8 protein-coding genes and 1 pseudogene are annotated in these 12,602 nt (G+C 71.1%); 4 read left to right on the top strand and 5 right to left on the bottom strand.

Going from position 1 to position 12,602, the window contains the following annotated elements; all coding sequences use genetic code 11:
* Nucleotides 1-102 precede the first annotated feature (102 nt).
* Nucleotides 103-3,855 carry an ABC transporter ATP-binding protein gene (locus tag ABZV38_RS12555; protein ID WP_356326768.1) on the top strand — a complete coding sequence of 1,251 codons (3,753 nt, stop codon included), beginning with the start codon at nt 103-105 and terminating at the stop codon, nt 3,853-3,855.
* A gap of 12 nt (nt 3,856-3,867) precedes the next feature.
* On the opposite strand, the gene ABZV38_RS12550 is transcribed toward ABZV38_RS12555, so the two are convergent.
* Nucleotides 3,868-4,353, bottom strand: a complete 486-nt coding sequence (locus tag ABZV38_RS12550) for a hypothetical protein (protein WP_356326767.1) — start codon at nt 4,351-4,353, stop codon at nt 3,868-3,870.
* A gap of 207 nt (nt 4,354-4,560) precedes the next feature.
* Here ABZV38_RS12550 and ABZV38_RS12545 point away from each other — a divergent pair, with 207 nt between their 5' ends.
* Both ABZV38_RS12545 and ABZV38_RS12540 read left to right on the top strand, forming a co-directional pair.
* Nucleotides 4,561-4,998: a hypothetical protein gene (locus tag ABZV38_RS12545; RefSeq protein ID WP_356326827.1), complete on the top strand. Its 438-nt coding sequence runs from the start codon at nt 4,561-4,563 to the stop codon at nt 4,996-4,998.
* A 95-nt stretch (nt 4,999-5,093) separates the two neighbouring features.
* A pseudogene (locus ABZV38_RS12540) lies at nt 5,094-6,584 on the top strand (S28 family serine protease).
* A 76-nt stretch (nt 6,585-6,660) separates the two neighbouring features.
* Here the strand turns inward: ABZV38_RS12540 and ABZV38_RS12535 are convergent.
* Complete coding sequence (locus ABZV38_RS12535) at nt 6,661-8,490, bottom strand: glycoside hydrolase family 3 protein (RefSeq protein ID WP_356326766.1); 1,830 nt, start codon at nt 8,488-8,490, stop codon at nt 6,661-6,663.
* 187 nt (nt 8,491-8,677) lie between these two features.
* Nucleotides 8,678-9,586, bottom strand: a complete 909-nt coding sequence (locus ABZV38_RS12530; protein ID WP_356326764.1) for a LysR family transcriptional regulator — start codon at nt 9,584-9,586, stop codon at nt 8,678-8,680.
* A gap of 100 nt (nt 9,587-9,686) precedes the next feature.
* Here ABZV38_RS12530 and ABZV38_RS12525 point away from each other — a divergent pair, with 100 nt between their 5' ends.
* The gene (locus ABZV38_RS12525) at nt 9,687-10,595 is read left to right on the top strand and encodes an EamA family transporter (protein ID WP_356326763.1); all 909 of its coding nucleotides are present in this window, start codon (nt 9,687-9,689) and stop codon (nt 10,593-10,595) included.
* A gap of 10 nt (nt 10,596-10,605) precedes the next feature.
* Here ABZV38_RS12525 and ABZV38_RS12520 read toward each other — a convergent pair whose 3' ends face one another.
* A complete protein-coding gene (locus tag ABZV38_RS12520; protein WP_356326762.1) occupies nt 10,606-11,394 on the bottom strand; it encodes a sugar phosphate isomerase/epimerase family protein in 789 nt (262 codons plus the stop codon).
* 121 nt (nt 11,395-11,515) lie between these two features.
* The gene (locus ABZV38_RS12515) at nt 11,516-12,580 is read right to left on the bottom strand and encodes a LacI family DNA-binding transcriptional regulator (RefSeq protein WP_356326761.1); all 1,065 of its coding nucleotides are present in this window, start codon (nt 12,578-12,580) and stop codon (nt 11,516-11,518) included.
* Between the last annotated feature and the right edge of the window lie 22 nt (nt 12,581-12,602).

Raw genomic sequence — 12,602 nt, 5'->3', positions numbered from 1 at the left:
CCGGGGTCTGGGCCGAACGGACCATCTTTGTAACGGCGGGATGAAATCCGCAGCTGATCGCGTTGGTGCCTTCCGGTAGACCAGGTCGAACGGGAGGCACCGGTGACGGACGCGGGCACGGACGCGGGCACGGACGCGGAGCGGCAGGGCTGGGCCCGGCGGCTGGCCGGCTATGCGTGGCGCTACCGGCGCAATGTGCTGCTGGCGCTGGGCTCGTCGCTCGCCGGTATGGCCGTGCTGGCAGTCGTCCCGCTCATCACCAAGGTGATCATCGACGATGTCGTCGGCAGCCACACCCGTTCCCTCGGCGTCTGGACCGGCCTCCTGATTGCCACCGCCGTGCTGGTGTACATATCGACATACATCCGCCGCTACTACGGCGGCCGGCTCGCCCTCGACGTACAGCACGATCTGCGGACCGAGATGTACGGGACGCTCACCCGGCTCGACGGGAAACGGCAGGACGAGCTGTCCACCGGGCAGGTCGTCGGTCGCGCCACCAGTGACCTTCAGCTGATCCAGGGGCTTCTGTTCATGCTCCCGATGACCATCGGGAACGTGCTGCTCTTCCTCATCTCCCTGGTGATCATGGCGTGGCTCTCCCCGCTGCTGACCCTGGTGGCGATCGCCGTCGCCCCCGCCCTCTGGTTCATCGCCCGCCGCTCCCGCTCCCGGCTCTTCCCCGCCACCTGGTACGCCCAGGGCCAGGCCGCCGCAGTCGCCGGAGTCGTCGACGGGGCCGTCTCCGGGGTCCGGGTCGTCAAGGGGTTCGGGCAGGAGGAGCAGGAGACCGGCAAGCTGCGCGAGGTCGGGCGGAAGCTGTTCGCCGGGCGGCTGCGCACCATCCGGATGAACGCCAGGTACACCCCCGCCCTCCAGGCCGTCCCCGCGCTCGGCCAGGTCGCGATGCTGGCCCTCGGCGGCTGGCTCGCCACCCGCGGCGAGATCACCCTCGGTACGTTCGTCGCGTTCTCCACCTATCTCGCCCAGCTCGTCGGACCGGTCCGGATGCTCGCCATGGTCCTCACCGTCGGGCAGCAGGCCCGCGCCGGTGTGGAGCGCGTACTCGAACTGATCGACACCGAGCCCACCATGCAGGACGGCACGGTGGAGCTCCCGTCGGACGCCCCCGCGAGAGTCGAGTTCGACGACGTGCGGTTCGGGTACGACCCCGAGCGGCCGGTCCTCGACGGCTTCTCGCTGACCATCGAGCCCGGTGAGACCGTCGCCGTCGTCGGCGCCTCCGGCAGCGGGAAGTCCACCGTCTCCCTGCTGCTGCCCCGCTTCTACGACGTGTCGCACGGCGCCGTCCTGGTCGGCGGCCACGACGTCCGCGAGCTCACCCAGGACTCGCTGCGGGCCGCCATCGGCCTCGTACCGGAAGACAGCTTCCTCTTCTCCGACACGGTCCGAGCCAACATCGCGTACGGACACCCGGACGCCACCCAGGACCAGATCGAGCAGGCCGCCCGCGCCGCCCAGGCGGACCGTTTCATCGCCGATCTGCCCCTCGGCTACGACACGAAGGTCGGCGAGCACGGCCTCACTCTCTCCGGCGGCCAGCGCCAGCGCGTCGCGCTCGCCCGCGCCATCCTCACCGACCCCCGGCTGCTCCTCCTCGACGACGCCACCTCCGCCGTCGACGCCCGCGTCGAGCACGAGATCCACGAGGCCCTGGCGCAGGTGATGGCGGGCCGCACGACCCTGCTGATCGCCCACCGCCGCTCCACCCTCGGCCTCGCCGACCGGATCGCCGTCCTGGAGGAGGGCCGGCTCGCCGACATCGGTACGCACGAGGAGCTGGAGCGCCGCTCCCCGCTCTACCGGCGTCTGCTCACAGACCCGGACGAGCTGGGCGGCACCTCGCCGGGCCATCAGCCCGTCCCGGCCGGCACGGCCGTCGAGGACGACCGGGCGCTCCAGGAGGAGCTGGAAGCCGACTTCGACGCCGAGCGCGGCATCAGCCCCGGGCTGTGGGTCCGCAAGGAGGAGCCCCGCGACACCGACGCGGCCGGTATGCCTGCCACCCCCGAGCTGCTCGCCCAGGTCGAGGCGCTTCCCCCGGCCACGGACATCCCGGACATCGACGAGGCGCGCGCCGTGCGCTCCGAGGAGTCGTACGGGCTGCGCCGGCTGCTGCACGGCTTCGGCCTTCCCCTGCTGGTGAGCCTGACGCTCGTCGCCGTCGACGCGGGCATGAGCCTGCTCCTGCCGGTGCTGATCCGGCACGGCATCGACCAGGGCGTCACCCAGATGGCGCTCGGCGCGGTCTGGGTGGCCTCCGCGATCGCCCTGCTCGTCGTGCTGGCGCAGTGGGCCGCGCAGATCGGCGAGACCCGGATGACGGGCCGCACCGGCGAACGGGTGCTCTACTCACTGCGTCTGAAGATCTTCGCGCAGCTCCAGCGGCTCGGCCTCGACTACTACGAGCGCGAGCTGACCGGCCGCATCATGACCCGGATGACGACGGACATCGACGCGCTGTCCACGTTCCTGCAGACCGGTCTGGTCACGGCCTTCGTCTCCGTCGTCACATTCTTCGGCATCATGTTCGCACTGCTCGTCCTCGACGTGGAGCTTGCACTCGTCGTCTTCGCGACCCTTCCGGTGCTGGTCGTCGGGACGTTCTTCTTCCGCCGCAGGAGCGTCAAGGCGTACGAACTGGCCCGTGAGCGGATCAGCGTCGTCAACGCCGACCTCCAGGAGTCCGTCTCCGGGCTCCGGATCGTGCAGGCGTTCCGCCGCGAGCGGGACGGTGCCGAACGGTTCGCCGACCGCAGCGACCACTACCGCGAGGCCCGGGTGCGCGGCCAGTGGCTGATCTCGGTCTACTTCCCGTTCGTGCAGCTGCTGTCGTCGGTGGCCGCGGCCGCCGTGCTGATCGTCGGTGCGGGCCGGGTCGACAACGGCACACTCACCACCGGTGCGCTCGTCGCGTATCTGCTCTACATCGACCTGTTCTTCGCGCCCGTGCAGCAGCTCTCCCAGGTCTTCGACGGCTACCAGCAGGCCACCGTCTCGCTCGGCCGCATCCAGGAGCTCCTCCGCGAGCCGACCTCCACCGCCGACTCCGTGGAGTCGCTGGACGTGCTGTCGCTGCGCGGCGAGATCGCGTTCGAGAACGTGTCCTTCGCATACGGCGCCGGCGACGACGAGGAAGAGGCCCTCACCGACATCGACCTGCGGATCCCGGCCGGCCAGACCGTCGCGTTCGTCGGCGAGACCGGTGCCGGGAAGTCCACCCTCGTCAAGCTCGTCGCCCGGTTCTACGACCCGACGGGCGGCCGGGTCACGGCGGACGGCACCGATCTGCGCCGCCTCGACCTCACCGGGTACCGGCACCGGCTCGGCGTCGTACCGCAGGAGGCCTACCTCTTCGCGGGTACGGTCCGTGACGCCATCGCCTACGGGCGGCCGGACGCCACCGACGCACAGGTGGAGGCCGCGGCCCGGGCAGTCGGCGCCCACGACATGATCGCCACGCTGGACTGCGGGTATCTGCACGAGGTCGCCGAGCGGGGCCGTAATCTCTCGGCCGGCCAGCGTCAGCTGATCGCGCTCGCCCGCGCCGAACTGGTCGACCCGGACATCCTGCTGCTCGACGAGGCGACCGCTTCCCTGGACCTTGCCAGCGAGGCCCTGGTCAACCAGGCGACCGACCGGCTCACCGGCCGCCGCACCACCCTCGTCGTCGCCCACCGGCTGACCACGGCCGCCCGCGCCGACCGGGTGGTGGTGATGGACCACGGCCGGGTCGTCGAGGACGGCACGCACGACGAACTGCTCGCCGGGGAAGGGCACTACGCCGTGCTGTGGCGCACCTTCATCGGCGAGGACGAGCCCGCGGCGGTCTGAACCGGGCGGGTCTCAGCGGATGCCGGAGATCCTGCCGGTCTGCAGGTCCGACTGAACCGTCAGATAGGTGTACACGGGGTGCTTGCCGCCGCTCCAGGTGAGCCGCACCTTCGACCAGGTGTGTCCGGCGCCGCTGTCGCCCGCGGTGACCTTGAAGGCGAGCGGAATGTTCTGGGCGCGCAGGACACCGTCCGCATGGTTGCGCGCCTCCCAGGTGCGCAGCTGCGAGCGGAGCGCGGGCGTGAGGTAGAACGCCCGCAGCGCGGTCGTGAGCTTGCCGCCGCCCTCGGCGCCGGCGGCGTCGATGTAGGCGCCGTAGAAGTGGGCGACCTGCTGGTAGGCCGGGGCGGAGGCGGCGCTGCGTACCGTCGCCGGGGCCGCAGGGGCCTGCGGTGCGGCTGCGGCGGCCGGGACCGCGGAGGCTGCAGTGAGCAGAGCAGTGACGAGCAGAGTACGGCCGGCGGTGCGGCGGCTGGGCGCGTTGCGGAGTTGGATCACGAAATTCCTGCCTTTTGTATGACTCTGTCCCGTTGGACACATGGTGTGGTGGTTCGGTTGCTTCGGATGCGTAGCGCGCCGGGTGCAACCTCCGGATGGCCTCTCGCGTCGTACGCATGTACGCGTATGTGGCGCGTAGGGGTGAGAGTGTTCGATGGGCTCGATGGAGTGGGTGGGGTGGGCGGGGTGGGCGGGGTGGCTGGGGTGATGGGTCTGCTGGGGGCCAGAGGAACCAGTAGGGCCGCAAGGGGAAGCAGCGGCGGGGGTCGGCAGGCGCTGGTGCAACTGCTCGTCCTGGCGCTGGTGGGCGCCGTCGGTCTGGTGCTGAGCGGTCCCGGAGCGAGCAGCGCCGACGCCGTGTCGGCCTGCGGCGGACGGCCCGCGAAGACGGTGAAGTTCGCGACCGGTGAGCTGCGCGTCTACAAGAGCCGAGCCTATGCCTGTGCGGTCACCGTCGCCAAGAAGCCGGGCAAGCGCCGCCAGATGTCCGTCCAGCTGCAGGCACGCGGCGCCCGGCCCGTCGTCGACAGCGGCAGATACACCACGCAGGCGGGCCCGGTGACGGTGCACGCGCTGCACCGGTGCATACGGGCCACGGGTTCGGTCTCCGGGACTTCGGGTTCCACGGGCTGGATCCTCTGCTGACGCCGCCTGCCTGACACGGAGACAACAGGGTCTGGCGGGCCGGGTGTTGCCCCCGCTAGGTTCACGACGAATGTTGTGAATCAAGGGGAGGGTGTATGCGCAAGGCGCTCAGAGGTTTCCTGTCGCTGGCGGTGCTCATGGGCACGGTGAGTGCGACGGGTGCCTCGGTCGGTGCGGCCACCGCCGCTGAACCGGCCGCGTTGGAGTCCGCTCAGGCCGCTGCGGGCAGTGACAGCGGTACGAGCACGGACATCAAGGACCGCATCCTGGCCATCCCGGGCATGAGTCTGATCGAGGAGAAGCCGTACGAGGGCTACCGCTACTTCGTCCTCAACTACACCCAGCCGATCGACCACCGGCACCCGTCGAAGGGCACGTTCCAGTAGCGGATCACCCTGCTGCACAAGGACACGTCCCGCCCGACGGTCTTCTACACCAGCGGCTACAACGTCTCCACGAACCCGAGCCGCTCCGAGCCGACCCGGATCATCGACGGCAACCAGGTCTCGCTGGAGTACCGCTTCTTCACCCCGTCCCGCCCGGCACCCGCCGACTGGACGAAGCTCGACATCTGGCAGGCCGCCAGCGACCAGCACCGCGTCTTCACCGCGCTGAAGCAGATCTACTCCAAGAACTGGCTGACCACCGGTGGTTCGAAGGGCGGCATGACCGCCACGTACTTCGAGCGCTTCTATCCCGAGGACATGGACGGCGTCGTCGCGTACGTCGCGCCGAACGACGTGGTCAACAAGGAGGACTCGGCGTACGACCGGTTCTTCCGGAACGTCGGCACCAAGGAGTGCCGCGACCGGCTGAACGGTGTGCAGCGCGAGGCGCTGATCCGCCGCGAGCCGCTGGAGAAGAAGTACAAGGAGTACGCCGACGAGAAGGGCTACACCTTCAACACCGTCGGCTCGCTCGACAAGGCGTACGAAGCCGTTGTCATGGACTACGTCTGGGCGTTCTGGCAGTACAGCCTGCTCGCCGACTGCGATTCCATCCCGGCGGACGCCAAGACCGCCCCGGACCAGGCGATCTGGGACTCGATCGACGGTATCTCCGGCTTCTCCGCCTACGTGGACCAGGGCCTGAACACGTACACGCCGTACTACTACCAGGCGGGCACGCAGCTCGGCTCGCCGGACATCGAGCAGCCGTGGCTCGGCAACCTCAGCCGGTACGGGTACCAGCCGCCGCGCAATTTCGTGCCGCGCTCCATCCCGATGAAGTTCCAGCCGTCGGTGATGCGCGACGTCGACAGCTGGGTGAAGCACCACGCCCACCACATGCTGTACGTGTACGGGGAGAACGACCCGTGGGGCGCGGAGCGCTTCCGTCTCGGTGCGGGCGCCCGTGACAGCTACGTCTACACGGTGGCGGGCGGCAACCACGGCTCCAATGTGGCCGGTCTCGCTGCCGACGAGAAGGCGAACGCCACCGCGGCCATTCTGCGTTGGGCGGGCGTCGCCCCGGCCGCCGTGCAGTCGGACCCGGCGAAGGCGAAGCCGCTCGCTTCGTACGACGCGCGTCTCGACAAGAAGGACGTGACGAGCGAGCGCAGGCAGGGCCCCGCGCTCCGGCCGTAAGAGGCCGGCACGGTGTGATGCGTGCCGGGTCCGAACCGTGCGGTTCGGACCCGGCACGCGCGCGCAGCCCCTCCGGTCAGTACGTCAGGCCGTAGCCGACCGGGTAGAGCACCTGCGTCGGGTCGCCCGCCCGCTGCACCGGGACCGGCAGTTTGCCCTCCGGTTCGGCGCGGCCTGCGATCACCCGGGCGGCCGCCCGCAGTTCGACGTCCGTCCACGAGTAGGCGGCCAGGCTCGCCGCGTGGGCGGGCAGCTGGGCGATGTCGTACGGGTTGCGGATCGCGAGCGTGATCACCGGGATTCCCGTCGCCACGAGGGCGCTGACCAGGGTGCGCTGCGAGCTGGTGGCCGAGACGTTGTACGTCCCCACGATCACCGCGTCCTTGCCCTGTGCGGCCGCCACTGCCTCGGCGATCTTCGCCTGGGTGGGTGCGGTGCCGGTGGACAGCGCGGTCGCCGCGTAACCCAGTTCGCCGAAGGCGGTGGCGAGGGTGATGGTCGGCGGCCCGGTGGTGCCGGACGGGGAGGCCGGATCGGCGCCGACCACCAGAAGGTTCTTGTGGGAGCGGCGGGACAGCGGCAGCACCGCACCGTCGTTGGCGAGCAGGGTGGTGGTGTGCTCGGCGATCCGGTCGGCGGCGGCGAGGTGCGACTGGGTGCCGACAGCACGGTCCACGCCCCGGTGGGTGACGAACGGGTCGTCGAACAGCCCCAGCTTCGTCTTCAGCCGCAGAATGCGCAGGATTGATTCCTCGATCCGGGCCTCGCTGATCTCGCTGCTCTTCACGGCCGCGAGGAGCGCGTTCCAGGAGACGTCCAGGCGCGGCGGGTTCAGCAGCTGGTCCACGCCCGCCTGCAGGGCGAGGACGGGCACGCGCTCGTCGCCGTACTTCGTCCGCACGCCCTCCATGCCGAGCGAGTCCGTGACCACGACACCGTCGTAGCCCAGCTCCTCGCGCAGGATGCCGGTGAGGATCGGCCGGGACAGCGTGGCCGGGTCCTCGGCCGGGTCGAGAGCGGGGACGACGATGTGCGCGGTCATGATCGCGTCGATGCCGGCGGCGATCGCGGCCCGGAAGGGCGGGGAGTCCAGCTCGGCCCACTGCTCGCGGGTGTGGTGGATGTACGGCAGGCCGGTGTGGCTGTCGGTGTTCGTGTCGCCGTGGCCGGGGAAGTGCTTGGCCGTCGATGCGATCCCGGCGCTCTGATACCCCTTCACCTGGGCGGCGACCATCGCGGCCACGGCCTGCGGATCCGCGCCGAAGGAACGTACGCCGATGACCGGGTTGGCCGGGTTGACGTTGACATCGGCGTCCGGGGCGTAGTTCTGGTTGATGCCGATCGCGGCCAGCTCGGCGCCCGCGATCTGCCCGGCCCGGCGGGCGTCGGAGGGCGAACCGCCCGCACCCAGCGCCATCGCGCCCGGCATCAGCGTGGCGGGCTCGCCGACGCGGCAGACGATGCCGTGCTCCTGGTCGGTGGAGATGAGAAGCGGCAGGGGAGTGGGACCGGCGAGACCGGCGCGCTGGATGCCGTTGGAGAGATCGGCGATCTGGTGCGGGTCGCGGGTGTTGTGCGCCCAGGCGAAGTAGATGATGCCGCCGACGTGGTACTTGGCGATCATCTCGGCGGCGGTACGGACCCCGATCTCGGCCAGGTTGGCGTCGATGTCGGCCTGGTCGGGCTCGGTGGCGGAGTGCCCGTACACCCGCATCACGAAGAGCTGGCCGACCTTCTCCTCCAGGCTCATCCGGGAGATGAGCTGCTTGAGGCGCTTGGTGGTGGAGGCGGAGGAGGAAGCGGAGGCGGCGGCGGCTCCGGGGGCGGAGACCGCGCCGGTCGCGGCCGCTGCGACCGTCGCGGCGGTGGCGGTGAGGAGGGTGCGTCTGGAGGTGCGGTGGTGCACGTGAGCTCCTTCGGCCGTTCTCGGTGACGAGGGGGTGGTGAAAGTAACTTCCAATGGTCACGGATATCCAGAAAGTAACTTCCGGTCAAGAGCGCGGCCCAAACTGGGCCCGTCCGGAGACCGTGGACAAGCGCTCGCAGCCCGCGCGCCCCGTTACCCCGCCCGCACCCCTGCACAGGCCCGCCCCCTACACCAGCCCCGCCCTCGCTCCCTGCCCCTGAAGCGCCGTCACCGCCGCCGTGATCGCCGGCCGCCGGGCCGCCTCCGTCCGCCACAGCGCGTACAGCCTCCGCACCGGCACGGGATCGAGCCGCACCGCCACCACCCCGGCCGGCAGCGGCCCGCGCCCCAGCCGCGGGATCATCGCGACGCCGAGGCCGGCGGCGAGCAGCGCCAACTGGGTGTGGTTCTCCTCCGCCTGGTGCCGGATGTCCGGCTCGTAACCCGCCGCCCGCAGCGTCCGAACGAGCCAGTCGTGGCAAACCGTCCCCGGCGGCTGGCAGATCCACCGCTCCTTCGCCAACTCCTCGCGCCGCACCGCGTCCCGCCCGGCGAGCCGGTGGCCCTCGGGCACCAGCAGATCGCACCGGTCGTCGCCGATCACCGCCTGCGCCACACTCTCCGGGGCGGGCAGCGGGGCGATGTCCCAGTCGTGCACCACCGCCAGGTCGATCACGCCCTTGGCCACCAGATCGACGGACAGATGCGGATCGACCTCGGTCAGCCGGGCGTCCAGGGCCGGGTGGTCCCGCTCCAGCTCGGTGAGCACACCGGGCAGCAGACCGCGCGCCGCAGAGGCGAAGGCGCCGATCGACAGCCGTCCGGTGGGCAGCCCCCGGCGCTCCTCCAGCGTCGTCTCGGCACGCTCCACGATGGCCAGCAACTGCTGTGCGGTGGCGGCGAGATGGAGCGCCTCCTCGGTGAGCGCGACACCGCGACCGCGCCGTTCCAGCAGTGTGGTGCGGGTCTCCCGCTCCAGCTTGGTGATCTGCTGGGAGACCGCGGACGGGGTGTAGCCGAGAGCTGCCGCGGCGCCCGCTACGGAGCCGTGGACGGAGATGGCGTGCAGGGCGCGCAGTCGGGACAGATCGAGCACCGGAACCTCCCGGACCTTGCCGATTCATTAGCGATGCTCAATTCCACCATGAAGAATTCCGCGCTGGTGCTACATGGTCGGGGCAGGTGATCCTCGGTCCATGCGTCCCCTCCACATAGCCCTGGCCGCCCTGGTGGCTGCAGTCTGGGGTGTCAATTTCGTCGTCATCGAGGTCGGCCTCGGTCACTTCCCGCCGCTGCTCTTCTCCGCCCTGCGCTTTCTGGTCGCCGCCCTGCCCGCGGTGTTCTTCGTCGGACGCCCCAAGGTCGCCTGGAAGTGGATCGTGGGCGTCGGACTCGTCCTCGGAGTGGCGAAGTTCGGACTGCTCTTCATCGGCATGGACCGGGGGATGCCCGCCGGGCTCTCCTCCCTGGTGCTTCAGGTCCAGGCGGTCTTCACGGCCCTGTTCGCGGCGCTGGTGCTCGGCGAACGGCCGGGCAGGGTCAGGGTGCTGGGGATGGCGGTGGCGCTCGCGGGCATCGGGGTGGCGGCGGTCGACGAGGGGGCGAGCGGCCCCGTGCTCGCCTTCGTCCTGGTGATCGCGGCGGCGGCCTGCTGGGGCGTGTCCAACGTCCTGACCCGCAAGGCCGCCCCGCCGGACGCCCTCAACTTCATGGTCTGGGTCTCGACCGTGCCCGTACTGCCGCTGCTCGCCCTCTCCCTCCTCTTCGAAGGCTGGGACCGCGACGCCGACGCGCTCGCCGCGCTGGACTGGAGCGGCGTCGGCATCATCGTGTACGTCGCCTGGATCACGACGGTCTTCGGTTTCGGGGCGTGGGGCTTCCTGCTGCGTCACTACCCGGCGTCGTCCGTGGCGCCGTTCACCCTGCTCGTGCCGGTCTTCGGGATGTCGTCGGCGGTGCTGCTGCTCGACGAGTCGGTGAGCCCGCTGCGGTGGTGCGCGGCGGCGCTGCTGGTGGGCGGGGTGGCGCTGACATCGCTGGCGGGGACGCGCCGGCCGCGTCCCGCGACGACGGGGACCGCGGAACCGCAGCCGACGCGTGGCTGAACCCGGGCGCCTACTGCTTCGGCGCGCCCAACCGCAGCAGATGGTCGCGTCCCGCGCTCAGCAGCCCGGGCAGGTCGGCCGCGTCCGGGTGCCAGCGCTTTTCGTACTCCCAGCAGACCCAGGTGTCCGGGTCCAGGGTGTCCAGGCACGCCCCGAGCGGCAGCACCCCGGCGCCGAGGGGCAGCGGAGTGACATCGTCCGCCGACGCGATGTCCTTCACCTGTACGTATCCCAGGTGCGGGGCGAGCACCGCATGGCTCGCGGCCGGCTCCTCGCCGGCCAGCCAGGTGTGCATGATGTCCCACAGCGCACCGATCTGCCGGTGCCCTACCGTCCCCACGACACGGGCCACGGCGGCACCGGCCCGGTGCGAGTCGTGGGTCTCCAGGAGGATCCGTACACCCAGATCGCCGGCGTACGGAGCGGCGGCGCCCAGTCGGCGGACGGCGTTCGCGTCGGCCGTGTCCGGGTCCAGCGCGCCACCGCCGGGGAAGACCCGGACATGCGACGCGCCGAGATCCCGGGCCAGCTCCACCAGGCCGGCGAGCTCGTCCAGCACCGGCTGGTCGTCCCCCTCGGCGGCGACCCGGACGTACCCGGCGACGGTCAGGATCTCGACGCCGCCCCGCTTGAACTCATCGGCCACATCGGCGCGTTCGGCCGGGGAGAGCCCCGGGTGCACCGGCTCCTCGGGGTGGGCACGCAGCTCCACCCCCTGATAGCCGTGTTCGACGGCAAGCCGGATGACGTCGGCGATCGGCATCCCCGGCACTCCGAGGGTCGAGAAAGCGAGCTTCACGTGCGTTGTCCTTCCGTCGGTACGTGCCCCTGCGCCGTACGGGCCGGACAGCGGCCCGCACATCATCGGCCCACGGCACGCAGTACCCGTACCCCCGACCCGGCGGCGGAACCCGGCCGGGTCACTTCCGCGGCGGCGCCGTCGACCCCCGGACCATCAGCTCCGCCGCGATGGTCGCGATGCCCCCCGGTGGCGGTGTCTCCTTGCCCATCGCCAGCCGGCCCGCCCGTGCGCCCGCCTCGAACAGAGGCAGGCGCACGGTCGTCAGGGCCGGGACCGCGTCCACCGAGAACGGCAGGTCGTCGAAGCCGGCCACGGAGATGTCCGCGGGGATGCGGAAGCCGCGGTCCCGGATCGCTGCGCTCGCGCCCAGGGCCACCGTGTCGTTGGCGGCGACGATCGCCGTCACCTCCGGTTCGCGGCGCAGGAGTTCGAGCGTCGCGTCGTAACCGGACCGGCGGTCGTACGGGCCGTGCACGGTGAGGCGTTCCTCGTCGCCGTGCAGCCCGGCATTCTGCATCGCCTCGCGGTGACCTTCCAGCCGGTGGCGGGTCGTCGTCCGCTCCAGGGGGCCCGCGACATAGCCGATCCGCCGGTGGCCGAGCGAGAGCAGATGCTCGGTGAGGCGCCGGCCGCCACCACGGTTGTCGAAGGCGAGCGCCGCCACGATCGCCTCGCCCTCCGGCAGCGGGGGCCGCCCGCACAGCACCACCCGGGTCCCCGCGTCCGCGAGTTTCGCCAGCTTCGCGTTCATCGCAGCCTGGTGCGCCGGGTCCTCCACGGCGCCGCCGGTGAGGATGACGGCTGCGGCGCGCTGGCGCTGGAGCAGGGTGAGGTAGGTGAGTTCGCGTTCGGGGGAGCCGCCGGTGTTGCAGATGACGGCGAGCTTCTCGCCCCCGGCCCGCCCGGAGCCGTCGCCCGGCCCGCCGATCTCGGTCTGCGCCGCCCCGGCCATGATTCCGAAGAACGGGTCGGCGATGTCGTTGACCAGGATGCCGACCAGGTCGGACGTGGCGGCGGCGAGCGAGCTGGCCGGGCCGTTCAGCACGTAGTCCAGGTCGTCCACCGCGCGCAGTACCCGCTCCCGGGTGGACGCCGCGACCGGGTAGTTGCCGTTGAGCACGCGGGACACGGTGGCGGGCGACACCCGGGCGCGAGCCGCCACATCCGCCAGGGTGACTGTCATCGCTTCCTCCGAGGGTTTTGGA

The organism is Streptomyces sp. NPDC005181, assembly GCF_040608395.1.
In the GTDB taxonomy this organism is placed as follows: domain Bacteria; phylum Actinomycetota; class Actinomycetes; order Streptomycetales; family Streptomycetaceae; genus Streptomyces.
Note: the sequence above shows the minus strand (reverse complement) of the source record. Positions and strands in the feature narration are given on the sequence as shown.